General features: G+C 71.9%; 21 protein-coding genes. 10 read left to right on the top strand and 11 right to left on the bottom strand.

Going from position 1 to position 25,994, the window contains the following annotated elements:
* From ACIQ9E_RS24205 to ACIQ9E_RS24180, 6 genes are all read left to right on the top strand, one after another.
* On the top strand, window positions 1-924 hold a 924-nt coding region (locus ACIQ9E_RS24205; RefSeq protein ID WP_403710238.1), incomplete at its 5' end, for a beta-ketoacyl reductase.
* 101 nt (window positions 925-1,025) lie between these two features.
* Window positions 1,026-2,063 (top strand): ornithine cyclodeaminase family protein, encoded by a 1,038-nt coding sequence (locus ACIQ9E_RS24200; protein ID WP_403710237.1) that lies wholly within the window; start codon window positions 1,026-1,028, stop codon window positions 2,061-2,063.
* Window positions 2,057-2,935, top strand: coding sequence for a 3-hydroxyacyl-CoA dehydrogenase family protein (locus ACIQ9E_RS24195; RefSeq protein WP_403710236.1), 879 nt, complete (start codon window positions 2,057-2,059; stop codon window positions 2,933-2,935). The genes ACIQ9E_RS24200 and ACIQ9E_RS24195 overlap by 7 nt, the downstream gene beginning before the upstream one ends.
* Window positions 2,932-3,192 carry an acyl carrier protein gene (locus ACIQ9E_RS24190; RefSeq protein ID WP_403710234.1) on the top strand — a complete coding sequence of 87 codons (261 nt, stop codon included), beginning with the start codon at window positions 2,932-2,934 and terminating at the stop codon, window positions 3,190-3,192. Before ACIQ9E_RS24195 ends, ACIQ9E_RS24190 begins: the two co-directional genes overlap by 4 nt.
* On the top strand, window positions 3,185-4,285 hold the full coding sequence (locus tag ACIQ9E_RS24185) for an acyl-CoA dehydrogenase family protein (RefSeq protein ID WP_403710233.1): 1,101 nt from the start codon (window positions 3,185-3,187) through the stop codon (window positions 4,283-4,285). The genes ACIQ9E_RS24190 and ACIQ9E_RS24185 overlap by 8 nt, the downstream gene beginning before the upstream one ends.
* A 10-nt stretch (window positions 4,286-4,295) precedes the next feature.
* Window positions 4,296-5,384: an HAD-IIIC family phosphatase gene (locus tag ACIQ9E_RS24180; protein WP_403710231.1), complete on the top strand. Its 1,089-nt coding sequence runs from the start codon at window positions 4,296-4,298 to the stop codon at window positions 5,382-5,384.
* On the opposite strand, the gene ACIQ9E_RS24175 is transcribed toward ACIQ9E_RS24180, so the two are convergent.
* From ACIQ9E_RS24175 to ACIQ9E_RS24155, 5 genes are all read right to left on the bottom strand, one after another.
* On the bottom strand, window positions 5,362-6,030 hold the full coding sequence (locus tag ACIQ9E_RS24175; protein WP_403710230.1) for an O-methyltransferase: 669 nt from the start codon (window positions 6,028-6,030) through the stop codon (window positions 5,362-5,364). The genes ACIQ9E_RS24180 and ACIQ9E_RS24175 overlap by 23 nt on opposite strands.
* Before the next feature lie 128 nt (window positions 6,031-6,158).
* The gene (locus tag ACIQ9E_RS24170) at window positions 6,159-7,319 is read right to left on the bottom strand and encodes an acyl-CoA dehydrogenase family protein (RefSeq protein WP_403710228.1); all 1,161 of its coding nucleotides are present in this window, start codon (window positions 7,317-7,319) and stop codon (window positions 6,159-6,161) included.
* Window positions 7,316-8,653 carry a crotonyl-CoA carboxylase/reductase gene (gene ccrA, locus ACIQ9E_RS24165; protein ID WP_403710226.1) on the bottom strand — a complete coding sequence of 446 codons (1,338 nt, stop codon included), beginning with the start codon at window positions 8,651-8,653 and terminating at the stop codon, window positions 7,316-7,318. Before ccrA ends, ACIQ9E_RS24170 begins: the two co-directional genes overlap by 4 nt.
* Window positions 8,650-11,019: a beta-ketoacyl synthase N-terminal-like domain-containing protein gene (locus ACIQ9E_RS24160; protein ID WP_403710224.1), complete on the bottom strand. Its 2,370-nt coding sequence runs from the start codon at window positions 11,017-11,019 to the stop codon at window positions 8,650-8,652. Before ACIQ9E_RS24160 ends, ccrA begins: the two co-directional genes overlap by 4 nt.
* Before the next feature lie 7 nt (window positions 11,020-11,026).
* Complete coding sequence (locus ACIQ9E_RS24155; RefSeq protein ID WP_403710223.1) at window positions 11,027-12,322, bottom strand: acyltransferase domain-containing protein; 1,296 nt, start codon at window positions 12,320-12,322, stop codon at window positions 11,027-11,029.
* A gap of 800 nt (window positions 12,323-13,122) precedes the next feature.
* Here ACIQ9E_RS24155 and ACIQ9E_RS24150 point away from each other — a divergent pair.
* From ACIQ9E_RS24150 to ACIQ9E_RS24135, 4 genes are all read left to right on the top strand, one after another.
* Window positions 13,123-13,989, top strand: coding sequence for a lytic polysaccharide monooxygenase (locus tag ACIQ9E_RS24150; protein WP_403710221.1), 867 nt, complete (start codon window positions 13,123-13,125; stop codon window positions 13,987-13,989).
* Window positions 13,990-14,392: 403 nt separating this feature from the next.
* The gene (locus tag ACIQ9E_RS24145; protein WP_403710219.1) at window positions 14,393-15,094 is read left to right on the top strand and encodes a hypothetical protein; all 702 of its coding nucleotides are present in this window, start codon (window positions 14,393-14,395) and stop codon (window positions 15,092-15,094) included.
* 185 nt (window positions 15,095-15,279) lie between these two features.
* Entirely contained in the window at window positions 15,280-15,975 is a 696-nt protein-coding gene (locus ACIQ9E_RS24140) for a sigma-70 family RNA polymerase sigma factor (RefSeq protein WP_403710217.1), read from the top strand.
* A gap of 219 nt (window positions 15,976-16,194) precedes the next feature.
* A complete protein-coding gene (locus ACIQ9E_RS24135) occupies window positions 16,195-16,854 on the top strand; it encodes a DJ-1/PfpI family protein (RefSeq protein ID WP_403710215.1) in 660 nt (219 codons plus the stop codon).
* Here ACIQ9E_RS24135 and ACIQ9E_RS24130 read toward each other — a convergent pair.
* From ACIQ9E_RS24130 to ACIQ9E_RS24105, 6 genes are all read right to left on the bottom strand, one after another.
* Window positions 16,796-17,599: an ABC transporter ATP-binding protein gene (locus tag ACIQ9E_RS24130; RefSeq protein ID WP_403710213.1), complete on the bottom strand. Its 804-nt coding sequence runs from the start codon at window positions 17,597-17,599 to the stop codon at window positions 16,796-16,798. The genes ACIQ9E_RS24135 and ACIQ9E_RS24130 overlap by 59 nt on opposite strands.
* Window positions 17,596-18,561: a FecCD family ABC transporter permease gene (locus ACIQ9E_RS24125; RefSeq protein ID WP_403710260.1), complete on the bottom strand. Its 966-nt coding sequence runs from the start codon at window positions 18,559-18,561 to the stop codon at window positions 17,596-17,598. Before ACIQ9E_RS24125 ends, ACIQ9E_RS24130 begins: the two co-directional genes overlap by 4 nt.
* Before the next feature lie 74 nt (window positions 18,562-18,635).
* Window positions 18,636-19,664 (bottom strand): ABC transporter substrate-binding protein, encoded by a 1,029-nt coding sequence (locus ACIQ9E_RS24120; RefSeq protein WP_403710211.1) that lies wholly within the window; start codon window positions 19,662-19,664, stop codon window positions 18,636-18,638.
* Window positions 19,665-19,735: 71 nt separating this feature from the next.
* Complete coding sequence (locus ACIQ9E_RS24115) at window positions 19,736-24,004, bottom strand: amino acid adenylation domain-containing protein (RefSeq protein ID WP_403710209.1); 4,269 nt, start codon at window positions 24,002-24,004, stop codon at window positions 19,736-19,738.
* Window positions 23,991-24,248 (bottom strand): phosphopantetheine-binding protein, encoded by a 258-nt coding sequence (locus ACIQ9E_RS24110; protein WP_389892318.1) that lies wholly within the window; start codon window positions 24,246-24,248, stop codon window positions 23,991-23,993. The genes ACIQ9E_RS24115 and ACIQ9E_RS24110 overlap by 14 nt, the downstream gene beginning before the upstream one ends.
* Before the next feature lie 63 nt (window positions 24,249-24,311).
* Complete coding sequence (locus ACIQ9E_RS24105; RefSeq protein ID WP_403710207.1) at window positions 24,312-25,904, bottom strand: long-chain-fatty-acid--CoA ligase; 1,593 nt, start codon at window positions 25,902-25,904, stop codon at window positions 24,312-24,314.
* Window positions 25,905-25,994: the final 90 nt, after the last annotated feature.

The raw sequence follows: 25,994 nt of genomic DNA, 5'->3' as shown, positions 1-25,994 counted from the left end.
CGCATCCACACCGTCCTCCAACCCAAAGCCGACGCCGCCTGGCACCTCCACCACCACACCCGCCACACCGACCTCGCCGCATTCGTCCTCTACTCGTCGGCGGCGGGTGTGCTCGGTACCCCCGGGCAGGGCAACTACGCCGCCGCCAACGCCTTCCTCGACGCCCTCGCCGAACACCGGCGCACCCTGGGGCTGCCGGGGCTGTCCATCGCCTGGGGCCTCTGGGACCAGGCGACCCGTCTGACCGGTGAGCTGACCGATACCGACCGGCGCCGTATGCGCCGAGGAGGGGTGAGCGCCCTCACCGCGGAGCAGGGCATGCGGATGTACGAGGGAGCAGTCCGGGCGGGCACGGGCAGTGTCGTCGCCGTGGCGGGCGAACTCCCCTCGGATCTGCCACTGCTGCGCGGACGCCCCAAACCGGTACCCCGCCGGGTCACCCGGGACGAGGACCGCACGGGCGATCTGCTGACGCTCGTACGGCAGAAGGCGGCGGCCCTGCTCGGACACGCAGGGCCGGACGACATCCCCGAGGGCGCGGCCTTCCGGGAACTCGGCGTCGACTCGCTGATCGCGGTCCAACTCCGCAACGGCCTCAACGAAGCGACCGGCCTGAAGCTCGCCGCCACCCTCGTCTTCGACTATCCGACGCCCCGCGCGCTGGCCGGCCGCATCCGCGAACTCCTCTCCCCGGACGATCCGGCGACCGCGGCGACCGCGGCGCTCGCGCAGCTCGACCGGCTGGAGGCGCTGGTCGCCGGCGTCGACCCGGGCGACCGCAGGGCCGACCCGATCGGAACCCGCCTCGCGGCCCTGCTCGACCGCTGGCAGCGCGCGGCCCGCCCGGCCGCACCGGCCGGCGTGCTGTCCGCGGAGGCGACCGCGGACGAGATCTTCGACCTCATCGACCGGGAGCTGCGATGAGACGTACGGCGGCCCCCCACCCGGCAGCCCCGGCCGAAGGCACCACCACAACACCCGGACCGCAGAGAAAAAGAACCCTGACCAAGAAAGGAGGGTGACCCATGCAGACCAAGATCCTGCGCCAGCGCGACATCAAGCAGATCCTCTCCGTGGTCGGCCGCGACACGATCATGGACCGGCTGATCCAAGAGCTGTACGACGGCTTCGCCGCGCTCGGCCGGGGCGAACTCGCCGAGGCGCCGCCACGCAGCGGCTTCGCCCGGAGCGGCGAGATCCCCGGCGTCATCGAGTTCATGCCGTACCGGGTGCCCGGTGTCGCCGTAACCATGAAGACCGTTTCGTACAGTCCGCACAACTACCAGCGATTCCGGCTGCCGACGGTCGTCGGCACAGTGTCCCGCGTCGACGACGACAGCGGCAGTCTGATCGCGCTCGCCGACGCGGGTGTGATCACCGCGATGCGGACCGGCGCGGTCTCGGCCGTCGCGAGCCGGCTGCTGGCCAGACCCGACAGCTCCACCCTCGCGCTGGTCGGCGCCGGAGCCCAGGCGGTGACCCAGGCCCACGCCCTCAGCAGGGTCCTGCCGGTCGAACGGATCCTGGTCAGCGATATCGACGCGGCCCACGCGGCGTCCTTCGCGGGCCGTATCGCATTCCTCGGACTGCCCGTCGAAATCACCGGCCCCGCGGAAGCGGTCGCCGCCGCCGACGTCCTCAGCACCGTCACCTCGGTACCCGCAGGCCAGGGCCCCGTGCTGCCCGCCGAACCGCGCCTGGAACATCTCCACGTGAACGCGACCGGCGCCGACGAACCGGGCAAGACCGAACTGCCGAAGGCCCTGCTCGACGACGCGTTCATCTGCGTCGACCACCCCGGGCAGGCCCGTGCCGAAGGCGAGTTCCAGCAACTGCCCGACCGCCCGCTCGGGCCGTCGCTGGCGAGCCTCTGCGCGGACCCCTCCACAGCGGCGAACCACATCGGCAGCCTCAGCGTCCTCGACTCGACCGGCAGCGCCTACGCCGACCACATCGCGTTCGATGTACTCCTCGGCTTCGCCGACGAACTCGGTCTCGGCCGCAAGGCCGCGATCGGTGCGACACCGGACGACGTCCTCGACCCCTACTCGCTGCCGTGGTGACGCCGACCGCGGGCGCCGGAACGGAACAACGGATCCTCGTACTCGGCGCGGGAGTGATGGGCACCGGGATCACCACCCTCGCGCTGCGCCACGGCGTCCACGTGACACTCGTCGACACGTCGGCCCCCATTCTGACGGAGGCGCGGAAACGGATCGCCGCCGAACTCCGCATGGCTCACCTCCTGACGGGTCCCGCCGAGGCCGACCCCGGCGAACTGACGACGGCGACCTCGGCGGCGCACGCGACCGGCACAGCCACCGCGGTGATCGAAGCCGTCGTCGAAGACGCGACGGTCAAAGCGCAGGTGCTCGCCGCCGTCTCGGCTGCGGTACCGCCCGGCACCCCGATCATCACGAACACCTCGTCGATCCCCGTCGACGAACTCGCCGACGCCGTCGCCCGGCCGGAGGACCTGCTCGGCACGCACTTCATGAACCCGTCGTACGCGATCCCGATGGTCGAAGTGGTCCGGGGGCCCCGCAGCGGCGATGCGGCCATGGCCGCCGCGGCGGATCTGCTCGCCGTCCTCGGCCGCAAGGCGATCGTCGTCCGGGACGCGCCCGGTTTCGTCACCAGCCGCCTGCTCCACCCGATGATCAACGATGCGGCGCGGGTCGTCCAGGAGGGCACGGCGTCCGTCGAGGACGTCGACGCGCTGATGACGGGCTGCCTCGGCCACCCGACCGGCCCGCTGCGCACTGCTGACCTCATCGGTATCGACAACCTCGTCGACGCACTGCGGGTGCTGCACAAACGCACCGGCGACGAGCGCAGCCGCCCCTGCGACCTGCTCCTCGGGAAGGTCCGGGACGGACACCACGGCCGGAAGACCGGCCGTGGCTTCTACCACTACGAAGAGGTGTTCCGGTGACCGTTCCCGTCCAAGACGACCCTGTCGCCCACGAGCTGGTCGCCTTCCTGGAGAAGAAGACCGGTTCGCCCTGGTCGGTGGAGCGCGACCTGTTCGCGGAGGGCGGCCTCTCCTCGCTGTTCGCCCTGGAGCTGGTGGTGTTCCTGGAGAAGACGTTCAGCGTCACGATCAGCGGACCGGACCTCCAGCTCGTGAACTACCGCAGCGTCGTGTCCATGGTCGGCCTCGTCCACCGGCTGCGGACCGGCGATGCCTGATCACCAGGCGCTGCTGACCGGCCTCGTGGGTGACCGGGCCGCCGGCTGGGACGTCTCCGGCGAGCTGCCGCGCGACCTCCTGGTCCGGCTCGGCGCCGAAGGCCTGCTCTGCGCGGAGGTCGAGGCCGGATACGGCGGCCTCGGCCTCGGCAGCCGCGGCAACGGCGAGCTGACCGCCCACGCCGGGAGTCTCTGCAGCTCGCTCCGGAGCGTCATGACATCGCAGGGGATGGCCGCGTGGACGGTCCTCCGGATCGGTGACACCGGCCAGCGCGAGGCCTATCTGAAGGAGCTGACCGGCGGAAAACTCGCGGCCGTCGGCTTCAGCGAGCGGCAGGCGGGCAGCGACCTGTCGGCGATGCGGACCCGGGTGCGGACCGAAGGAGACACCGCCGTCGTCGACGGCCACAAGGTCTGGACGACCGCGGCCGCCTACGCGGACCACCTGGTCGTCTTCGGCCTCCAGGACGACGGCTCAGGCGCGGTCGTGGTCGTACCGTCGGACGCCGAGGGCGTACGGATCGAACGGGTCCCGAACCCGTCGGGATGCCGCGCCGCGGGCCACGCCGACCTGTACTTCGACGCAGTGCGGGTGCCGGTGGGCGCGGTCCTCGCCGGCTCCGGGGCAGCCCTCCCGATGCTCGTCGCCGTATCCCTCGCGTACGGCCGTACCTCCGTCGCCTGGGGCTGCCTCGGGATCCTGCGCGCCTGCACCGCCGCCGCGACAGCCCATGCCAAGAGCCGGGAACAGTTCGGACAGCCCCTCGCCGGCCATCAGCTCGTCGCCGGGCATCTCGCCGACCTGTGGACCGCCGAGCAGATCGCGGCGCGCCTGTGCGAGCACGCCAGCCGCCTCTGGGACGAAGGTTCACCCGACGCGGTCACCGCGACGGTCCTCGCGAAGCACGTCGCCGCGGAGCGGGCCGCCGCGGGCGCCGCGCTCGCCGCCCAGGTACTCGCGTCGGCCGGGGCGATCGAAGGACACATCGTCGAGCGGGCGTACCGCGACGCCAAGCTCATGGAGATCATCGAAGGCAGCAGCGAGATGAGCCGGATGATGCTCGCGCGGCACGCGCTGGCCCTCCCGGCCTGAGAGGACGGCCATGACCACCACGACCATCGTCAAATGCCTGGTCTGGGATCTGGACAACACCCTGTGGCGGGGCACCGTGCTGGAGGACGCGGACGTGGTACTCACCGACGCCGTCCGCGAGGTCGTCCGCACCCTCGACGGCCGCGGCATTCTCCAGGCGGTCGCCAGCAAGAACGACCACGACCTCGCCTGGAAGCAGCTGGAACGGCTCGGCGTGGCCGAGTACTTCGTACTGCCGCACATCGGATGGGGGCCGAAATCGCAGTCCGTCCGCGAGATCGCGGAACGGCTGAACTTCGCCCCGTCGACGCTCGCGTTCGTCGACGACCAGCCCACCGAACGCGCCGAGGTCGCGTTCCACCTGCCCGAGGTGCGCTGCTACCCCGCCGAGCAGGTGACCGCGCTCCCGGCCCTGCCGGAGTTCAGCCCGGCGGCGTCCACGGTCGACTCGCGCCGACGACGCCTCATGTACCAGGCCGGATTCGAGCGCGACCACGCCCGAGAGGCCTGGTCCGGACCCGACGACGACTTCCTCCGCTCCCTCGGCCTGAAGATGACGATCGCGCCCGCGGGCCCCGAGGAGATCACCCGGGTCGAGGAGCTGACCCTGCGGACCAGCCAGATGAACGCGACCGGGGTGCACTACTCCGACGCGGCACTGCGGGCGCTGCTCGCCGACCCCGGACACGAGGTCCTCGTCGTCACTCTGGGCGACCGCTTCGGCCCGCACGGGGCCGTCGGCATCGTCCTGCTGGCGACGCGGCCGTCGGTGTGGCACCTGAAGCTGCTCGCGACGTCCTGCCGGGTCGTGTCGTTCGGTGCCGGTGCGGTACTCCTCGACTGGCTGACGGACCGGGCCGCCCGCGCCGGGGTGCACCTGGTGGCGGACTTCCGGCGCACGGAACGCAACCGTCTGATGGAGGTCGCCTATCGGTTCGCCGGGTTCATGGAGAGCGGCTGTGCCTGCGCGTCGGCCCTGGGGAATCCGGCCGGTGGCGTGGAGCGGCTGCATCTGGAGCCCTCGCCACGGCCGGGGCCGAGGACGATGACGCTGACCGCCGCGGACGGCATCCCGTTCACCGCTTCCGCAGCAAGGTGATGCCGTCGGCCGACGCCAGCATGGCCAGATCCACCCGATCGTCGTCGCGCAGCCCCGCATTGAGTGCGCGGATCGCCTCGGTCTCCGGGTCCGCCACCGTGTCATCGGCGACACGCCCGAAGAAGAGCGTGTTGTCGACGACGATCAGGCCGCCGCCGCGCACCAGCGGCAGCGCCGCCTCGTAGTAGGCCGGATAGTTCGCCTTGTCAGCATCGATGAACACGACATCGAACGACTCCGGCCCCGCGCCGGTCTCGTCGAGCAGTCCGGCCAGCACGTCCAGGGCCTCCCCGATCCGTACGTCGATCAGCTCGGCCACCCCGGCCCGCTCCCAGTAGGGCCTGCCCACCTCCGGCCACTTCGCCGTGAGGTCGCACGTCACCACCCGGCCCCCGGGCGGCAGCCCGCGGGCCAGACAGAGCGTGCTGTAACCGGTGTACGTCCCGACCTCCAGCACCTGGCGGGCGCCGGTCAGCCGCACCAGGAATTCGAGGAACTGGCCCTCTTCGGCGGAGACCGGCAGAGCACTGCCCCCCGGCAGCCCGGCCGACTCCGCCCGCAGACCGCTCAGTACCCCGTCGTCCCGCAGCGACACCTTCCGGACGTATGCGAGCAGCGCGTCGGACACGGTCACCTGATTCGCCATGCCCGGAATGCTAGGCGGGCATCCCGCCCCCCTCCCGGCCCGGACCCTCGGCCCAGGGGGATCCAGGGGGGTGGAAAGGGGGGTCGCGGTACGGCGCCGGGACACCCCGGCGCCGTACCGGACAGGGGTCAGGTGCGTTTCGCGGCGGGGACGACGAAACGCTGGTAGACGAGATCGCGCAGGACGTCGTCGCCGCCTTCGATGATCGAGGCGTGCCGCACGTCCCGCAGCAGCTTCCCGATCACCATGTCGTGCGTGTACCCGAGGCCGCCGAACATCTCCGACGCGGTGGACGCGATCTGCCAGGCGGTCTGTCCGCAGAACATCTTCGCGGTCAGCGCCGACTTCTGGGCGCCCTGCCGCAGCAGCACCCTGGCGGCGTCCGGCCGGGCCGCGGTCGCGTCATAGACCCGCGCGGCCGCCAGACACTGGTTCGCCATCACGTCGATCTGCATCTCGAACTGGCCGAGCCGCCCGCCGAACACGCCGTCCTTGACGAGCGCAGCGCCCTTCAGGGACTTCGTCTTCGCGTACTCCATGCACACGTCGCGGATCCTGCGGGCGACCCCCAGGGCGGATGCGGCGATCAGGATCCTGCTGGCGTTGAGGCCGATCTCCAGCAGCCGCAGCCCATGGCCGTCGAGCGCGTTACCCCCGGGCACCCGGCAGCCGGAGAACGACACCTGGTAGGTCGCGGAAGCACGCATCCCGATGACGTCCCAGCGTTTGTCGACCCGCAGCCCCGGCGCGTCCCGCGGTACGGTGACCGCCGTGTACCGGCCCGGGTCGTCCGCCGAACGGGCGATGACGACGAGGAACCGGGCGAAGTCGGTGCTGGTGGAGAAGGCCTTGGTGCCGTCGAGTACGAGGGTGTCGCCGTCCCGGCGCACCGTGGTGGAGATCCGGGCCAGTTCGCTGCCGGCCTCGTGCTCGCTGCCCAGTGTGGCGCAGAAACCCCCTCCGGCGGCGAGAGGGCCGAGGAATCTCTCCTTCAGTTCCTCGCTGCCGTACCAGCCGATCATGCTGGTCGTCAGGATGGGCAGGAACAGGGTGAACGCCACCCCGGCATCCCCGTAGGCGAGTTCGGAGACGATCCGTACGCTCTCTTCGAGGCCGAGCCCCGGGCCGCCGTGTTCCTCGGGCAGCCACCAGTTCATCAGGCCCGTCTCGGCGAAACGCCCGTACAGGGCCAGTGGCGCCTCCGCCAGCGAGTCGAGATGGCGTTCGCGGCCCAGGATCTCCCGGGCGACGAACTCCTTGACGGTGTCGAGTCGTTCGGATGCGCTCATCGGGGCTGTCCCTTCCGGAACAGGTCGATGCTGTCGAGCTTGCGGGCCCTCAGCTCGGGATCGCGTATACCCATGCCGGGGCGGTCGGCGAGGCAGAGCACACCCACTTTGCCGTGGTGGCTGTTGTTGGCGACGGCATGGGTGGCGTCGCCCACGGCGTCGAGGGGGTAGGCCCGGGAGAGCACGGGGTGGATGCTGCCCCGTGCGACGAGTTCGTTGGCGGCCCAGGCCTCCCGGTAGTTCGCCATATGCGAGCCGATGATGCGTTTGACGCGCATCCACAGATGGCGGTTGTCGTAGGTGTGCTGGTAGCCGGTGGTCGACGCGCAGGTGACCACCTTTCCGCCCCGGGCGGCGATCATGACGCTGACGCCGAAGGTGTCCCGGCCGGGGTGCTCGATGACGATGTCCGGGTCGTCGCCCGCCAGGGAGCGGACGGCACCGCGGAAGCGGCTCCACTCACTCAGCCGCGGGCGGTCCCGCCCCGCCCAGAAGGAGAAGCCTTCCGCGGCACGGTCGATGACCAGCTCGGCGCCCATCCGGCGGCACAGGTCGGCCTTGGCCTGCGACGACACGACGCAGATGGGGATGGCGCCGCCGTTGAGGGCCAGTTGGGTCGCGTAGGCGCCGACGCCGCCGGCAGCGCCCCAGACCAGGACCCGTTCGCCCTGCTTCATGTCGGCCCCGTGGTGGGACACCAGCTGACGGTAGGCCGTGGAGAGCGCCACACCCAGCGAGGCGGCTTCCTCCCAGGTGAGATGGGCGGGTTTCGGCATCAGCTGGTTCGCTTTGACCAGGGAGATCTCGGCGAGGCCGCCGAAGTTCGTCTCGTAGCCCCAGACCCGCTGGCCGGGGTCGAGCAGGGTGTCGTCGTGTCCGCCCGGTGTCTGGAGGTCCGGTTGCAGGCAGTGTGCGACGACCTCGTCGCCGGGTTTCCACTCCCGTACGCCCGGTCCGGTGCGCAGCACGACTCCGGACAGATCGGAGCCGAGGACATGGTAGGGCTGGTCGTGGCGGGCCGCCTCCGGCGAGGTCCGGCCGAGGGTGCGCAGGAAACGGAAGGTGGGAACGGGCTCGAAGAGCGCCGACCATACGGTGTTGTAGTTGATGGAGCTGGCCATGGTGGCGATCAGCACCTCGCCGTGGTCCGGCTCGGGGGTGGGGACCTCCTGCACATGGACCGTCTTGCGGGGGTCCCGGTCGGCGACGGGGGTCCCGGCGAGTGCCTGGTGATCGGCCGCGAGGACGACGGCGGCCCGGTAGTCGGCCGGGACCTCGCAGGCGGCGATGGCCTGCGGGTCGTCGGTGGCCGCGACATCGCGAACGTGGGTCATCGGCTGGTCCTTGTCTGCCGAAGAGGTGAGCCGTCGGCGGGGGAGAGGGTAATGACCGGGCCCGGTCCGCCGTCCCCGGGCCCCACGGTGACGCCGGACGCGGCGGAGGGCAGGGCACGGATCACGGCGAGGACGCCGTCGGCGCCGAGGAAGGTCCGCTCCGGCGCACCGGGCCCGCCGAGAGCCGCCCGGGGGCTGCTGTTCCAGGCTGTACGGAGGCGGACGAGGGGGGTCAGGCCGTGCGCGCGGGCGACGGACTCGCGGCTCAGCGCGAGGAGGAAGGCCCCCTCCACGATCCGCTCGGCCTCGACGCCCATGAAACGGGCGAACTCGGGCCGGCCGGTCGCACTGACACCGAGGACGAGTGCCATGTCGACGCCCCCGGAGGCGAGTTGGCGGACGGCCGTGTGCACTGCGGTGAGCCCGCTGGTGGTGCCCGTGTCGACCAGCATGGTGGGACCGCCCAGGTCGTAGCGGTTGGCGATACGCGCCGGGATGATGTTGGGCAGCAGTCCGGGCAGCGTGTCCTTGGTGGTCGCCGGGGTCGTGGACCGAAGATCGGAGAGCCAGTCGGTGAACGCCGCCCGGTCCGGTCCGTCGAGAATGCGCTGCACATCGTCGGCATGGCAGCGCACCAGGTGGTCCATGGAGGACGGCGGCGGACCGGTGGCGGCCGCGAAGACCCCGGTGGTCGCCCGTACCGGCGCCCACAGCTCACCGTGCTCCGCCGCGAACAGGCCCGCCGTGCGCAGGGCCATGAGCTGGCCCGCGTCCGTGGCCCGTACGGTGGGCGGCGGGAGACGGACGTCCTGGAACGGGGGCGCCGGATAGCGGGGGCCGAAGGTACGCGGCCCCGGGAAGCGGCCTTCGCGCACCAGCCGTTCCGCGGCCGCGGGACCGGGGTCGCCGGGCAGATGGGCGGTCCAGGCGAGGACGACCACCGGATCGGGCCCGGTGCGGGCGGGGCGCGGGCCGGTCCGCGCGGGCTCGCGGTCGGTGATCAGCAGATGGGCGTTGGTGCCGCCGAAGCCGAAAGCCGAGACGCCGGCGGTCCTGGGGCGCGGGCCGCCCGCCCGCCAGGGCACGTCGGCGGTGGGTACGCGTACCCGGTCTCCGGTCTGCGCGGTGAGCCCGGGTCCGGTGAAGCGCCGCTGTGCCGGTATCGTGCCCTGCCGCAGCGCGGTGAGCGCCTGGACGACCGAGACCACCCCGGAACTCCATCCGGTATGACCGAGCAGGGACTTGTTGGATCCGCACCAGACGCCCCCCGGACCGGTGGCGGCGGCGAGGGTCCGGAGTTCCACGGCGTCACCGACGGCCGTGCCCGTCCCGTGCGCGATCACCCAGTCGACGGCGTCCGCGGTCAGACCCGATGCCTGCCGGGCGCGGTCCAGACAGCGGCGCTGACCGGCGGGATTGGGGGCGTAGATCGCCGTACCCCGGCCGTCCGACGATCCCCCGAATCCCGCCAGGATCCCGAAGACCGGGTCCCCGTCCTCGACGGCCCGGTCCAGGCGCTTGAGTGCGACCACGCCCGCTCCGTCGGAGAACAGCGTTCCGTCGGCACCGTCGTCGAACGCGCGGACGTCCCCGCCGCGGCTCAGCCCCTGCAGTTTGGAGAACGTGACGTTGTAACGCGGGGTCACTGCCGACACCCCGCCGCAGTAGGCGATATCGCAGGCGCCCGCCAGCAGGCTCGTCACCCCGAGACCGATCGCGTACAGGGAGGACGAACAGGCCGCGTCGACCACGGAGAACTCGCAGCCGTCCGGCAGCAGCCCGGCGGCCGCGGCCCGTGCGACCCGGTCGGGCAGGGTGTCCCGCGGCTCTTCGGCGCCGTATCCGTGGTGGCGCCCGAGGAGGGCGCGCAGCCGTTCCTCGGCCCGGTCCCTGCGGGCGGGCTCGTCGGGGTGCAGGCGCTCCGCCACGGCCCGGGGAACGCATTCGGCCAGGACCGCTTCGTCGGTGCGCTGTCCGACCAGGGTGCCGGCCCCGACGTAGTAGGCGTACCGGTCGGTGCCGCGGGCGGTGACGGTCTCCCGCGCCTGGAGCAGGCAGTGCCGCAGCCAGAACGGATTCTGTGCGGCGGCCGGGACTGCTCCGGCCGCCGGCTCCGCGGGATCCGGCCGCAAGCCGTGGAGGAAACCCGAAGTGCGGACATAGGCGCGGTCCTCGGCGGCCGGGTCCGCGGACCAGAAGGAGTCCAGCCGGAAGCGGTCCATCGGCTCCTCGAACACGGGTCTCTCACCGGACAGCAGCTCCCACAGCTCCTCGGGGTCTCCGGCGCCCGGCACGGCGACGCCCATCCCGACGACGGCGATCGTGTCGTCGCGCGGCTCCTCCTCGTCCGGAGCACCGGCGGTCACGACCGGATCACCGCTGCCCGGAGGCGGTACCGGCGCTCTCCCCGAGCAGGCCCGTGATGTACGCGGCCAGACCGGAGACCGTGCCGTACGTCCCCGTATCCGCGTCCTGCAAGGTGTCCTTGAGGCCGAACCGCTGGAGCGCGTGGGCCTGCAGTTCGGTCATCGCCAGGGAGTCGACACCGAGATCGGCCTGGAAGTCGGCGTCGTCGGTGATGACGTCCAGCGGATACTCCAGAACCTCGGCGCAGGCGGCGCGTACCCCCGCCAGGACCTCCGGGTCGACCGGAGCGGCCGGTGCCGGGCCCGCCGGCGGGCTTCCGCCGGTCACGGCCGAGGGGCGGACGGGCTCCAGCCGCGCGGACAGATCCGGTGCCGTCACGGCCTCCCGGAGCGGCGCCACGGTCGCGGCGCGGGGCAGCGATCCGGCCACGATCCGGGTGAGGACGTCCAGCGCACCGCACTCCACGAAGGTCGTGACACCCTCGGCGTTCAGCGCCCGTACCGAGTCGTGGAACCGCACCGGCCGGGTCATATCGTTCACCATCAGGTCGACGACATCGTCCTGAGCCGTCAGAAAGCGGCCCAGACCGTGGGAGTAGAAGAAGCGCTCCCGGGGCGCGGACACCGGTACGGTCCGCATCGCCGTCGCGTACAGGGCACTCGCGTCCGCGAGCTGCGGGACGTGGAAGGGACCGGGGACATGCAGCCGGGAGGTACGGATCCCCTCCTCTTTTGCCAGCTGCCGGATTCTCACCAGATCCGCTTCGGCGCCGCTGATCACCGTCTGGCTGGGGGAGTTCAGCGCCGATACGGCCGCGCTCCCGGCGTCCGCGGCAGCGATCAGCTCCCCGGCGCGGGCCGCGTCCGCCTTCACCGCCAGCATCCCGCCGGTGGGCGGCGGTGCCTTGCGCAGCGTGGCGTGGCGTTCGCAGACCGCCCTGGCCGCGTCGCCCGGGGTGAAGACGCCGGCGACGGCCAGGGCACCGAACTCCCCGAGACTGTGCCCGGCGACATGGTCGGGACGCATCCCGTGCCGGGTCTCCAGCAGCTCCGCCAGGGCGACGGAGGTCGCCAGGATGGCCACGTCGAGCCGCTCGTGGTCGGATTCGAGCAGTTCTGCCAGCCCCGGTGCGTCCGGGGAGAACAGAAGCGGCCGGACCGGCTTCAGCCGGAACTCCCCGACGGCCGCGTCGATCTCCGCGACCAGGGCCGCCACCCGGTCGGCATCGGCGCCGATACCGGCGAAGACACCCGGTACGTAGGACCCTTGGCCGGGGAAGAGGAACGCCACCCCACTGGTCATGTCATCGTCCTTTCGTCGGGATGGCCCGGGGCCGGTCCCGCCCGGGACAGCTCGGGCCGGCACTTCTCCTGCCGGGCAGGGGGAACCGTCGGACCTGCCGCCGGACCTGCTCGGGCCGGACAGGAGGGGCACGATCGGATGGAGGTGCGGTAGCGCGGGACGAGGGGACGCGTCCGCCGCGTACCGGACCCGCCGGTGGCCGGAGAGCGGCCGCGACAGCTCCCGCGACGCCGTCTCCCCCGCAACGGAACGCCTTGAGCATAAGGAGGGCCTCGCCGGCCCGTCAGCCCCCTAGGACGGCAGGGCGCACCCCCTAAGCGGCCATGGGGCGGGCGCCTAGGGGGAGTGGCGGCCCCGGTCGGGAAACGGGTCACGGCCGCCGGGTGGCCCGCGCCGTCGGGGCGTCGGGCCGGGGCGTCGGGCCGGAAGGGCGCGGGTCCGTGCCGGGGCGCGAGCCGAGCCGGAGTGCGACGGCCGCCCTGCCGGGGGGAGTTGCATCACGCGGGCGATATCCGCCCGCGCCGCCGCAGTCCGCCGGGCCCGCGGCTCGACGTCCCCGGTCACGGACCGCAGCGGCCCCCGAAGGGCTGAGGCGGTACGGAAGTCTGCGATACGGCTCCGAGGCCGCCCCGTACGCCCACCGGAAAGGCTGCCATTTCGGGGTAGATCGGGCGCACCCTCTTGTGATTGGTGTGTACCAATGCGATCCTCTGGTTCAGACCACCGCCCCAACCCCCCACGGTCGGGCCGGTGTTACCCCGTTACTCCCGACGGCCCTACACGTACGAGAGTGAGCCACTATGTCTTCCGCACGCCGCCGCATCGCCGCGGCCTCCATGGTCGCTTCCGCCGCGACCTTCGTCTCCCTGGCGCCCACCCCCGCGAGCGCGCACGGTTCCGTCTTCGGCCCCGTCAGCAGGGTGAGTGCCTGCTTCGCCGAAGGCCCGGAGACCCCGAAGTCCCAGGTCTGTAAAGACCTCGTCGCCGACTCGGGCACCCAGCCGCTGTACGACTGGAACGAGGTGAACATCGCCAATGCGAACGGCAAGCACAAGGAACTCATCCCCGACGGGAAGCTCTGCTCCGCCAACCGCGTGAAGTACCGGGCCCTGGACTGGGCCCGCGCCGACTGGCCCGCCACGAACGTGGCCGCCGGTTCGTACAACTTCAACGTGCGGATCACCGCGGCCCACCTGGGTACGATGACGATGTACATCACCAAGCCGGGCTTCGACCCCACGAAGCCCCTGAAGTGGTCGGACCTCGACCCGGCCCCGGTCGGTACGCACGCCACGCCGCGCGTCAGCGACAACGGCTACTACCGCTTCACCGGCAACCTGCCCGCCCGTACGGGCCGCCACATCATCTACAAGGTCTGGCAGCGCCACGACAGCCCCGAGGCCTTCTACGGCTGCTCGGACGTCGTCTTCGGCTCCTCGGCCGCCACGGCCAAGGCACCGACCCAGGCGAAGATCGACGCGGGCGCGTCCCTGTCGACCGTGAGCCACTCGGGTCACGGCGGGGACGAGCAGGCGCCCGCCCTGGCCTCCGCCGCCTCGCAGCCCGCAGGCTCCTCGACGGTCGGCGCCGTGACCTGGGCGGGCGGCGCGGCGGTGTTCGCCGCGGGCGCCCTGCTCCTCAACCGCAGCCGCCGCCGGACCAACTGAGACGGCATCCGCAGCGCGCCCGCGGGAGGCTGTGACCGAGCCCGGCCAGCCGACTCCCCGGGAGCCTGCGGAACACAGCAGTACACGCACTGAACAGTGACGAGTTTCGGCGCGGGGCAGCAGCCCCGCGCCGAAGCCGTTTCCGGAGCACCCCGGAAACCGGCCCACCACTCCACCGCAGATCCGACCCCGACAGCGGCTCCCCGGCCGACCCGAGCCCGTACCCCCTCCCGCATCCGGAGGTCCACGGGCAGACTTCCCTTGATGAAGTCGGCTCGACGGGGCGATCGGTTCCCCGGAAGATCACGTGCTGAATCACACCGGTCCCCTTGAGCGGGGCACCCCGTGAGTTTGGATACTGATCCATAACGACCGCAATTCGGGTGCAAGGATGAAGCCAGTCATGGATGCCGGTTGGTATGTGCGCACGGTACGGGCCGCGTTGTTCGCGGCCGTCTGCGTGCTGCTCGCTGCCGTCGGGCACACCATGATGTCGTGCTGCGCCGTGCCCTGGTGGGCCCTGGTGGCCGGGGGCGCGGCAACGGGCGGTGCCGGCTGGGTGCTGGCCGGCCGGGAACGCGGACCGGCGCTGATCGTGACGCTCGTCGTCGGGGCCCAGAAGATGCTCCACTGGGGGTTCTCGCTCGCACAGTCGGCAGCGGCGCCACCCGCCCCGGGCGGGATGCCGGACGGACCCCCGGAGCACGGCGCGGGCTCGGCGCACACGGGCGGCAACCACGCGCACTCCCTGCTCATGAAGATGCCCATGGGCCACTCCGCCCACACGAGCCCGGACACCGGCACCGACATGGGGCACTGGCTGGTGAGCGGCATGCCGTCGCTCGGCATGTCCGGAGCCCACCTGGTGGCCGCCCTGCTCTGCGGTCTGTGGCTCGGATACGGCGAACGGGTCGCCTACCGGCTGGTGCGCGCCGCCGCCGGATGGCTGGCCGCCCCGTTGCGGCTCGTGCTCACCCGGCCCGCGCTGTCGCGCCGCCCGCGCCGGCTGGTGCGCCGTAACCGCTCGCACTGGGCGCCGTACCATCTGCACCTCGTCCACGCGATCACCACCAGGGGACCGCCCTTGAGGACCGCTGTCGGCTAGTCGCCTCTCTTGCGGAATCCGCAAGAGGCGATCCGGAACAGCAGGTCTTCCCGGGGCCTTCGGGTGTCTTCGGCACCCCCGCCCCGGTTCGCGGTCGTGCCCGCGCACGGCCGCCGTCCCCACTACAGCCGGAACCGGCAGCTCCGTATGCCGCCGTTCCCTGTGCGATTCGCGAAGGACCCCAGGTGCTTGCTCCTGCCCTGCCCGCATTACGCGGGCCGCGCAACAGACCCAAGAAGCACGACAGAACGGAGGAGGCCGATCAACTGATCACCGGCTGGGCGCTGGCCGCCCGGGGCGGCGATCCGGATGCCGTCGAGCGGTTCATCCGCGCCCTGCACTACGACGTACTGCGCTACGTCGCCTATCTGAGCGCCGACCCGCAGTCGGCGGACGATCTGACCCAGGAGACGTTCATACGCGCCCTGGGCAGCCTGCACCGGTTCGAGGGCCGCTCCTCGGCCCGGGCCTGGCTGCTGTCGATCGCACGCCGGGCCGTCATCGACGATTTCCGGCGGGCCGCGGCCCGCCCCCGCCTGGCCGACCGCCAGGACTGGCGGCGGGCCGCCGAACAGACCCAGCCGGTCGGCGTGCCCGGGTTCGAGGAGGGCATCGCACTCCTCGACCTGCTGGCCGCACTGCCGGACGAGCGCCGCGAGGCGTTCATCCTCACGCAGCTGCTGGGCCTGTCGTACGCGGAGGCGGCCGAGGTCACCGACTGCCCGGTCGGGACCATCCGGTCCCGGGTGGCCCGTGCCCGCTCGATGCTGCTGGTCCTGCTCGCCGAGCCGGAACAGCCCTGCACCAAGGGCGACGGCCTGATTCCGGCCGGTCCCCCGCCCCGTCATGCGGCGGCCGTCCTGGCCGGCGCGGCAGCATGACGCCGAGGCCCGGTGCGCGCCCCGCCGCGGGCACGCACCGGGCCCCACCCGGGTCCCCCCGGCCCGCCGGGCGGACCCGGGCCGATGCCCTGCACCGCCACGCGCCGGGACCGCGGCGCGCAGTTCATTCCTTCGGGTTCTCCGGCTCGCCCGCCCGGGACGGACGCCGCCTCCCGTGCCAAGGTGATGCCCCAACTCTTCGACGTGCAGGGGAAATCAGTGAACTCACCGGATCAGGGGTCGGCGCTGACCGTAGGCGTGTTCGTGTTCGAGGACGCCGAGGAACTCGATGTCGTCGGCCCCTGGGAGGTCCTCGGCTTCTGGGCCGCCCATATCGCCACGGCACCCGTCCGCCTGGTCACGGTCGGCCCGGAGGAGGGCTGGGTGCGCTGCGCCAAGGGACTGCGCCTGGGCGTGGACCACGACCGGGCCGCGGCTCCCGCCCTCGACGTGCTGATCCACCCCGGGGGCGACGGCACGCGCGCGCTGAAGGACGACGGCGCGCATCTGGAATGGCTGGGGGAACTGCACCGTCGCGGGGTGCTGCTGGCGAGCGTGTGCACCGGTTCCCTCGTCCTGGCGGCGGCCGGGCTCCTCCGGGACCGCCCCGCCACCACGCACCGCGACTACACCGGGAAACTGGCGGCCCTGGACCCCACGATCGACGTCCGCGCCGCCGAACGGTACGTCGACGACGGCACCATCGTCACCAGCGCGGGTGTCTCCGCGGGTATCGACATGGCCTTCCACCTGGTGGAACGCCTCGACAGCGCGGAGGCGTCGGCCGAAGTCCGCCGGGGGACGCAGTACGACCGCCCCGTCAGCCGACCCCGGCCTCCGACAGCCGCTCCAGGGCGAGGGGCTGCGCCGCATAGGTGATCCGTACGATGCCGTCGGCGTGACGGTCCGCGGTGCCCGCCACGCCGAACACCTCCCGCAGCAGACCGGGCGTCAGCACCTCCAGGACCGGGCCCGCGGCCACCACCCGGCCCGCGTGGAGCGCCACCAGATGGTCGCAGAGCCGGGCCGCCAGATCGAGGTCGTGCAGAACGGCGAGGGTCGTGATGCCGGTCGCTCGGATGAGGTCCAGGAGTTCGAAGCGGGCACGGACGTCGAGATGGTTGGTCAGCTCGTCGAGGACGAGGAGCCGCGGCCGTTGGGCGAGGGCGCGCGCCAGCAGCACACGCTGGCGCTCGCCGCCGGACAGGGAGGTGACGTCGCGTCCGGCCATGTGCTGGATGCCGCACAGGCCGAGGGCCTGGTCCACCGCCTCGTGGTCCTCGGCGCTGTCGCGGCCGACGAGCCCGTGGTGCGGGGTGCGGCCGAGGGCCACCACCTCCGTGACGCAGAGGCCGGACGGATTGCTGCCCGCGTCCTGGAGGACGGCCGCGGTGCGGCGGGCGGCGTTCCGTGCGCTCAGCCCCCAGACGTCGTCCCCGTCCACGCGCACCACACCGCGGTGGGGACGCAGCGAACGGTAGACGGTGCGCAGCAGCGTGGATTTGCCGCTGCCGTTGGGGCCGATGAGGCCGACGATATCGCCCGGCCCGGCCTCCAGGTTCACATCGTGGAGGATCGGCCGCCGGCCGAGTTCGACGTGGATCTCTTCGACGGTCAGCTTCATGCGGTGTCCAGGCTCTTGTTGCGGCGCAGCAGCCACAGGAAGAAGGGGGCCCCGAACAGGGCGGTGAGGATACCGAGCGGCAGTTCGTTGGGGCGGTGGACGGTGCGGGCGAGCAGATCGACGACGACCAGGTAGATGGCGCCGACCAGGGCAGCCTGGGGGAGCAGTCTGCGATGGTCGGCGCCGGTCGTGAGGCGCACCAGATGGGGGATCATCAGGCCGACGAAGCCGATTCCGCCGGCGACGGCGATGACCACCCCGGTCACCAGTGAGGACAGCGCCAGCAGCACGGCGCGCAGCCGGTGTACGTCGACTCCGAGGGCGGTGGCGGACTCGTCGCCGACGAGGAGGGCGTTGAGCCGCCGGCCGAAGAGGGCCAGGACCACGGTGGTGGCGATGACGACGGTGGTCACGAGGGGAAGCTGCCCCCACTGCGCACCGGCGACGCTGCCCAGCATCCAGAACATGACCGTGCGCAGTTCGGTGGGGGTGGCCTGGAGCTGGAGGTAGCTGGTGGCGGCGAGGAACAGATAGCCCACGGCCACACCGGACAGGACCAGACGGGTCGGCGCGAGGCGCCCGTGTTTCCGGCCGAGGAAGAAGACCAGCGCGGCAGCCAGCGCGGCCCCGAGGAAAGCCGCCGACGACACTCCCAGGCCGCCGAGCGCGCCGCTGGTGAGGGTGATGACAAGGACCGCGCCGAGCGACGCACCGGAGGAGACGCCCAGCACGTACGGGTCGGCGAGCGGGTTGGCGACGACGGCCTGGAGCACCACTCCGGCGATGGCGAGCCCCGCGCCGACCAGCGCCGCCAGGACGACACGCGGAGTACGGAAGTTCCAGACGATCTGGTCCATGGCAGGGTCGGTGACCGTCCCGCTGCCGGTGAGGCGGTGCCAGATGATCCGCCATACGTCGCCCACCGGTACGGTCACGGCACCGATGCTGATCGCCAGGACCATGGCCACCAGAAGCACGGCCACCAGCACCACCAGGACGAGGGCGGGATTCGGCCGCTTGCGCCGTCCCGGCCCGGTCAGGAGCCCGTCGGGTGCAGCATCTTTGCGATCTCCGCCACTGCCAGGTCGTTGCTGGGCCCGAGGTAGATCGAATCGGACAGCACCAGGGAGCGTTTGTTCTTGGCGGCGGGCCACTGGGGGAACTCCTTAAGCAGTTTACGGGCGTACGCCTCGGGATCCGGGTCGTTGTAGCTGATCACCACCAGGGCGTCCACCTGCTCGGCAGCGACCTTCTCCTTGCTGAGGTCGGCGAAGGCGGTCGTGGAAGCGGTCGCGAAGGCGTTGCTGCCGCCCGCCTTGGCGAGGATGTCGTTCCAGATCCCGTGGGCCGCGATGGAGCTGAAGTCGTTGCCGCCCATGCTCATATTGGAGAAGACCACCATGACATTGGGCTTCTTCTCGGCCTTCACCCGCGCCGACACCTGGTCGATCCGCCGGCTCGATGCGGAGATGAGCTTCTCGGCCCGGTCGCCGACGTTGAAGATCTTCCCGAGGTCGCGCAGCAGCTGATAGCTGTCGTCGATCGTCATACGGGAGGTGTCCTGGTCACAGCCCTGCGGCGAGACATAGGTCTGGGCGCCCACCGTTTTCAGGTCGTCGCGGGTCGCGAAGCCGTTCTTGGCGTCGAAGCCGTACGACGTGGTGGACAGCACCAGATCCGGGCCCAGGCCCAGCATCGCCTCGCGGGGAACGTCGTAGGCGTCGTTGAGCTTGATGCCGCCGTTGGACAGCTTCTTGATGGCCGCGGCCCGGCCCGGGACCTCGGAGCGGCCGTAGGACTGCTGGTTCGCGACGATGCGGTCACCGAGTCCCAGCGCCAGCAGCGACGAGACCTCGGCGACCGAAGCGCCGTTCATGACGACCACCTTGTCGGGCGCCTTGGTGTAGGTGGTCGTCCGGCCGCAGTTCTCCAGCGTGACCGGATAGCCGGGGGCGCTCGCGCCCCCGGCGGACTTGGCCGCCGGGGCCGACGAGGCCCCGCACGCCGTGGCGGCCAGGCACAGGACGCCGGCCAGGACCACGGCTGCGGGCCGTTTCGTCTGCACACGATCTCCTTGGGACGGGAAGGACTCCGCTCAAGTAGTCGGTGCGGGGCGGGCCGGAGTTCCCGGAAGGATCAGACGTTCCGTCCTCCGGGGGGTGGCAGGATTCCGTTTTTCACGCAGTGGTCCAGATATCGGAACACCAGTGTTCGATCGGCTTCCCGGCAGGCGATACCGGTGCCTTCGAGTCCGCGCAGCACGTTGTCCGCCCGGACCCGGCCGAGACCCAGCTCCGGCTCGGCGGCGTCGTCGTCGGCGGTGAAGGAGTCGAAGAAGGCTCCGGTCGTCGCCGCTACGTCGGCCGAGCGCGGCAGCTCCCTGCGCCACTGCAACAGGGGTATCTGCTTGACGGCGTAGCCGTACTCCTGCACCCAGTCGTACACGTCGGCCAGCCGGACGGGGGCGACGGGCGCATGGTTGAACACGGTCCCGGGCGCTGCCGTCAGAGACAGCCGTACGACGGCGCGGGCCACGTAGTCCGCGGGGGTCCACACCTCGGCGTCGAACAGTTCGGGCACGATACCGGCGGGGATACCGGACGCCAGCACGCTCCAGAGGAAGTCCCGCCGGTTCACCTGGCCGGTGTCCGCCGCTCCCGTCACCCGCCCCAGCCGGTGCAGGGTGACCGGCAGACCGCGTTCGGCGGCCTGCTCCAGCAGGCGCTCCGACGCCCACTTGGACTGCTGGTAGCCGCTGATCAGCCCCGGATGTGCCGGGAAGAACGCCTCGGGCACCTCCGGACTCCCGCTGCGGGGAGGGGCCACCGACAGGGTCGACACCAGATGGACCGGGATCGACCGTACGGACGCCAGACGCAGCAGCAGCCGGGTGGAGTCGGTGTTGGCGGCGCGCAGGCTGCCGTAGTCGCGCATGATGCTGACCGTCGCCGCATTGTGGACGACGGCGTCGCAGGTCTCGGCCAGCTCCGCCAGTCGGTCCGCGCCCATTCCCAGGTCCGGGCGGGACAGGTCGGCGGGGACCGCGGTGATCCGTCCGGCGCCCGCGGGCAGCGGGATCTCCTGCGCCGCCAGGGCCTGCCGGATCCGGTCCGCGGCCTCGGCCGGGGTCGCCGCCCGTACCGGGCAGACGATCTCGGCGTCGGTGGCCCTCAGCAGTTCGGCGAGCAGATGGGGGCCCACGAAACCGGTGGCGCCGGTCAGCAGCACCCGGCGTGGTGCCCCGTCCGTGCGGCGCGCGGCACCGGGCCGGATGTCGTCGTCCAGTACGGCATCGGCCACCAGGGTCGCGAACTGCGCCGACTGAGCGGCCGCGGCAGCCGGAGCATCCTCGCGGCGCTCCAGACGGTGCGCGAGATCGGCGGCCGTCGGATGTTCGAACAGCCAGGCCACGCGGACCTCCTGCTGCAGCTCCGCACCGAGCCGGTTGGCCACCTGGATCGCCTGGAGCGACTGGGCACCGAGGTCGAAGAAGTCGTCCTCGGGTGTCATCCGTTCCACGCCCAGGATCTGCGACCAGATACGGGTGATGGCCGACACCAGGCCGCCCGTCTCCTCCGCCGGGCCCGACTGCTCCGCCACGACCGTGCTGAGACTCTTCCGGTCGATCTTCCCCGTGCTGGTACGGGGCAGCCGGTCGGTGAACTCCACGGCCGACGGGACCATCGCCGCCGGAAGGACCTTCCGCAGCTCTTCCCGTACCTCGCCGGCCGTGGGCCGGGGCTCCTCCGCGACGATGTGCGCGGCGAGCCGGCGGGTGCCGTCCGGCAGGACCTGGCCCACGACCGCGGCTTCACGGACCCGCGGCAGGGCGAGGAGGGCGGCCTCGACCTCGGAGGGGTGGACCCGATGTCCGCTGATCTTGAATTCGTCGTCCGCCCGGCCCAGGAACCGCAGCTGCCCGTCCTCCCCGATACGCACCAGATCGCCAGTACGGAAGGCCCTCGGACTGCCGGGGAGCTGGGGGAGCAGGGTGAACCGGGCGTCGTCCGGGGCGTCCGCGCCGCGGTAGCCCAGGGCCAGCGCGTCGCCGATGAGGTGCAGCTCGCCGCCGACGACGGCCGCGCGCATACCGGGCAGCGGCCGTCCGATCGGTACGTCACCGGGCTCTGCGGGCACTTCGTGGAGTGCGGCGACCGTGGCGACGACCGTCGCCTCGGTCGGACCGTAGGTGTTGAACAGCCGTACCGAGGTGCCGACCGCCTTCCGCCAGCGGTCGACCCGTTCGGGCAGCGCGGCCTCCCCGCCGATGATGACGGTACGCACCCCGCCGGGCAGCGGAGCGGTACCCGTGGAGAGCGCGTAGGCCAGCTCGTGCCAGTACGCCGTCGGCAGGTCCAGGACACTGATCCGCAGCCCGTCGACCGCCCGCAGGAACTGCGGTACCGACTCGGTCATCTCGGGGGTGCGTACGACCAGGGTGGCGCCCGTGCAGAGGGTCAGGAAGATCTCCTCGACGCTGGCGTCGAAGTGCAGGGGAGCGAACTGCAGGACACGGTCGTCGCGGCCCAGACCGTAGCGGTGCGTGCCGCCGGAGACGAACGCGGCCAGCGCGCCGTGGCTGATCTCCACGCCCTTCGGCCGGCCGGTGGAGCCCGAGGTGTGGATGAGATAGGCGAGATCGTCCGCCGTCGCGGCCGGGGCGATCGGCGCTTCGGCGTCGTCGCCGGGGGCGTCGAGCAGCAGGGCGGGCCGGCCCGCGTAACGCGTTCCGTGCGCCGTGTCGGTGAGGATCAGCGCGGGCCGGGAGCTGTCCAGGAGCGACTGCGTCCTCGCCTCCGGGGCACCGGGGTCGAGCGGGCAGTACGCGGCGCCCGACAGCAGGACGCCGAGGACGGCGGTGACGGCGTCGATACCGCGCGGCAGGGCGACGGCCACGACCGCACCGGGGCCGACGCCGCGGGCGGCGAGTCTGCGGGCGAGCTGCCGCGCGGAGCCGAACAGTTCGGCGTAGGTGATGGTCCGCCCGTCGTACTCGACGGCCGTGGCACCACCCCGCCGGGCCGCGTGGTCCGCGATGAGGCCCAGCACCGGACGGGCCGGTCCGGGCAGCGGCCCACCGTCCAGAACGGTGCACGGGCGCTGCCCGATCGCCCGGTCGGGTGCGGCCAGGGCCTCGCGGAGCAGCGCCAGCAGCCCCCGCTCGTGCCCGGCCAGCTCCGCCTCGTCGTAGAGGCCGGGGTTGGCGTCGAACGCGATGCGCAGGCCCGCGCCCTCGGCCCGGTCGTACACATTGACCGCCAGGTCGTCGACGGGCCCCGCGGACACGTTGTGGACCGTGCTGCGCAGACCGGCGAACCGGAGGTCGTACTCGAACGGCATGATGTTCACACCCGGCCCGGACAGCCGCCGCTTGCCGCCGACCAGCTTCAGGTCCCGCCGGAGCTGCTCGTAGCGGTACCGCTGGTGCGGCCGGGCCGCCCGCAGCTCCGTGGCCACCCTGACGGCCAGGTCCCGCAGCCCGTCCTCCTCCCCGACCGCGATACGCAGGGGCAGGATGTTGCGGACCATGCACGGCACCCGCAGGGAAACCGAACCGAGTCGTCCCATGGACGGCAGGCTCAGTACGACCTCGGGGGCGCCGCTGACCCGGTGGATATAGGCGGCGGTGACGGCGAGCAGAACATCGGACCAGGTCACCGAGAGTTCGCCGGCGACGGCACGGAGCCGTTCCGTCTCCGCGGCATCCAGATCGACGACGCGGCGCAGGAAGGTACGGGCCGGCAGGGCCTGCCGGGAGGTGAGGCTGGGGACCGCCGGGCGGTCCGCGAAACGCTCGGTCCAGTAGGCGCGGTTCTTCGCGATCCGCTCCGAACCGCGGTAGGCGGCCTCCTCCTCCCGTACCGACTCCAGGGTGCCGAAACCGCTCTCGCCGAGCGGAGCGTCCCCCACCAGGGCCGTGTACACCTCCGCCACACGGCGGGCGACCAGGGAGAGGCCGAAACCGTCGAGGGCGATGTGGTGAACCCGGTGGTACCAGAGGAACTCGTCCGGGGCCGTGCGCAGCAGGGCATGCCCGAAGACCGGGTCGCGCTCCAGGTCCAGGGGGCGGTCGAGGTCCTGCGCCATCCAGGCGAGGGCGGCCCGGTGCGGGTCGGCGGCGGTGGTGAGGTCGACGAGGTGCGGATCCCACCGGAGATCGGGGGCGCTCACCTGCCAGGGCCGGCCCGTTTCGTCGGTGACGAAGCGGACGTTCAGGGCCTCGGTCTCGGCCACGGCGTGGCGGAGGGCCTTCTCGAACACCGTCGGGTCCACCGGGCCGTGGATGTGCACATATTCGGCGGTGTTGTAGGCGGGGCTCTCGGGATCCAGGAGGTGTCCGGTCCAGACGCCTTCCTGGGCCGCGAGGAGGGGACGGCGCTCGGCGCTCGGATCAGGCGTCGGCATGAGCCGCTCCCCCCTGGCGTTCGGAGAGGAGCTGCCACCACTCGCCGAAGGTGGTGCGTTCGGCGAGTTCGACGAAGCTCACCTCCGCACCGGCGCTCCGCCATCGTTCGGCGAGGGTGGTGATGCGCAGCGAGTCCAGGCCCGCGTCCAGGGGGCTCTCGTCCAGGTCGACTTCGTCGGGGTGCTGATGAAGGAACTCCGCCAGGTCCGCGCGGAAGGCGGCCGGCGTCAGGGGCTCAGGCATGGTGTTCTCTCTTGGTAGCCGCAGGGGAGGGCGTCCTCGAAGGCCGCCCGGACGGGACAGCCCTTAGTTGACCTTGCGGTCGGCGTCGCTCCAGAAGCGGTCGCGCAGTTCCCGGCGGAGGATCTTGCCGCTGGGATTCCGCGGGACGTGCTCGATGAACTCGTAGGCCGCGGGCAGCTTGAAGGCGGCAAGCCGGTCGACGAGGAAGCGGTGCAGGTCCCGCGGGGCGGGCCGGTTCCCGGGCACGGGCACGACGAAGGCATGGACCTTCTCGCCCCACCGTTCGTCGGGCGCGCCCACGATCACCGCCTCCGCCACCCCGGGGTGGCGCTCCAGGACGTTCTCGATCTCGGCGGGATAGACGTTCTCGCCCGCGACGAGGATCGCGTCCTTGATGCGGTCCTGGATGAAGATATAGCCGTCGTCGTCGATGTATCCGGCGTCGCCGGTGTGGATCCAGCCGTCGACGAGGGTTTCGGCCGTCTTGGCGGGCAGACCCCAGTACTCGGTCATATGGGCCGGGGTGGCGAGGCAGATCTCACCGACGGCGCCCGCCGGCAGCTCCTTGCCGTCCCCGTCGACGACCTTGCTGCCGAGCCCCGGGTACGGATGTCCAGCGGCCTTCATCCGGGGATGGCCGGGGATATGGTCGGCGGGCGGCAGGCAGACGGCGGTGTTGCCGGTCTCGGTCAGGCCGTAGATCTGGGCGAACTCGCTGCCGAACAGGGCGAGGCTCTCTTCGAGGAGGGATTCGGAGATCGGGGACCCGCCGTAGACGATCTTACGGAGGGTGGTGAAGTCGCCCGGTTGCACACCGGGCTCGGCCAGCATCATGCGGAGCATGGCGGGGACCACGCACGCGGTGGTGATGCCCCGGTCGCGGACGAGGCCGATCGCGTCCCGGGGCGAGAAGGTCCGCATCGAGACCACGGTCACGCCCGCGTTGAAGTTCTGGGTGGCCCACCACAGGCCGCCGACGTGGAATCCGGGGATGCCGACCAGGGCGACGTCGCCGGCCCGCCAGTCGATCCAGTCGAGCCGCTCGCTCGCCAGGGCGTTGCGGATGGCGAAGAAGCTCCGGTGGGCGAGGACGACTCCCTTGGGCAGGCCGGTGGTCCCACTGGTGTAGAGCTGGGCGACCGGGGTGTCCGGGGTGGGGGAGGAGGCGGGTTCGGTGTCCGGGTGGTCCGCCTTCCAGGCGGCCAGGCCGTCCTCCGTACCCAGCCGGACGACGGTTTTCGGCGGGGCGGTGGGCAGCCGGTCGAGGACGCTGCCGAACTCGTCCTCCAGGAAGAGCAGGTCGCTGCCGGAGTCCTGGAGGATATGGCTGACCTCGGGAGCGGTCAGCCGCCAGTTGATGGGCACCAGAACGGTCCCGCTCTTGGCGCAGGCGAAGAGGATCTCGTAGTAGTGCTCGGACTCCTTGCCCAGATAGGCGACCCGGGCGCCGGGCGCCGCTCCCGCCGCCCGGATGGCATGGGCGATGCGGTTGCTCTCCCGGTGCAGCTGGGCGTACGTCAGCTCGCGTTCCTCGCAGACGACCGCGGTGACCTGCGGGCTCCGGGCGGCGTGGAAGCGCGCGGTGTCCACGAGGGTTTCGAGCTGGGGGTGGTGCAGCCTGTCGCCGGGTGTCCCCGGCGCGGACGGTTCGGCCATGGGCGGGTCTGCCTCTCGGTGCTGTCGGTCTGGTCGGTCTGGTCGGTCTGCCGGGCGGCGTGCCGCCACCGGATGGGGGCGGCGGCACGC

Source organism: Streptomyces sp. NPDC094448, from assembly GCF_044763775.1.
In the GTDB taxonomy this organism is placed as follows: Bacteria; Actinomycetota; Actinomycetes; order Streptomycetales; family Streptomycetaceae; genus Streptomyces.
The sequence above is the reverse complement of the archived record's forward strand: the minus strand, read 5'-3'. Positions and strand labels throughout refer to the sequence as shown.

What these genes read in the sequence shown, in the direction of transcription:
- ACIQ9E_RS24110 (WP_389892318.1), bottom strand. Translation starts at nt 24,248, where the DNA reads ATGCCTGAGCCCCTGACGCCGGCCGCCTTCCGCGCGGACCTGGCGGAG.
- ACIQ9E_RS24150 (WP_403710221.1), top strand. Translation starts at nt 13,123, where the DNA reads ATGTCTTCCGCACGCCGCCGCATCGCCGCGGCCTCCATGGTCGCTTCC.
- ACIQ9E_RS24130 (WP_403710213.1), bottom strand. Translation starts at nt 17,599, where the DNA reads ATGAAGCTGACCGTCGAAGAGATCCACGTCGAACTCGGCCGGCGGCCG.
- ACIQ9E_RS24155 (WP_403710223.1), bottom strand. Translation starts at nt 12,322, where the DNA reads ATGACCAGTGGGGTGGCGTTCCTCTTCCCCGGCCAAGGGTCCTACGTA.
- ACIQ9E_RS24175 (WP_403710230.1), bottom strand. Translation starts at nt 6,030, where the DNA reads ATGGCGAATCAGGTGACCGTGTCCGACGCGCTGCTCGCATACGTCCGG.
- ACIQ9E_RS24125 (WP_403710260.1), bottom strand. Translation starts at nt 18,561, where the DNA reads ATGGTCCTGGCGATCAGCATCGGTGCCGTGACCGTACCGGTGGGCGAC.
- ccrA (WP_403710226.1), bottom strand. Translation starts at nt 8,653, where the DNA reads ATGACCCACGTTCGCGATGTCGCGGCCACCGACGACCCGCAGGCCATC.
- ACIQ9E_RS24200 (WP_403710237.1), top strand. Translation starts at nt 1,026, where the DNA reads ATGCAGACCAAGATCCTGCGCCAGCGCGACATCAAGCAGATCCTCTCC.
- ACIQ9E_RS24105 (WP_403710207.1), bottom strand. Translation starts at nt 25,904, where the DNA reads ATGGCCGAACCGTCCGCGCCGGGGACACCCGGCGACAGGCTGCACCAC.
- ACIQ9E_RS24180 (WP_403710231.1), top strand. Translation starts at nt 4,296, where the DNA reads ATGACCACCACGACCATCGTCAAATGCCTGGTCTGGGATCTGGACAAC.
- ACIQ9E_RS24170 (WP_403710228.1), bottom strand. Translation starts at nt 7,319, where the DNA reads ATGAGCGCATCCGAACGACTCGACACCGTCAAGGAGTTCGTCGCCCGG.
- ACIQ9E_RS24145 (WP_403710219.1), top strand. Translation starts at nt 14,393, where the DNA reads ATGGATGCCGGTTGGTATGTGCGCACGGTACGGGCCGCGTTGTTCGCG.
- ACIQ9E_RS24115 (WP_403710209.1), bottom strand. Translation starts at nt 24,004, where the DNA reads ATGCCGACGCCTGATCCGAGCGCCGAGCGCCGTCCCCTCCTCGCGGCC.
- ACIQ9E_RS24185 (WP_403710233.1), top strand. Translation starts at nt 3,185, where the DNA reads ATGCCTGATCACCAGGCGCTGCTGACCGGCCTCGTGGGTGACCGGGCC.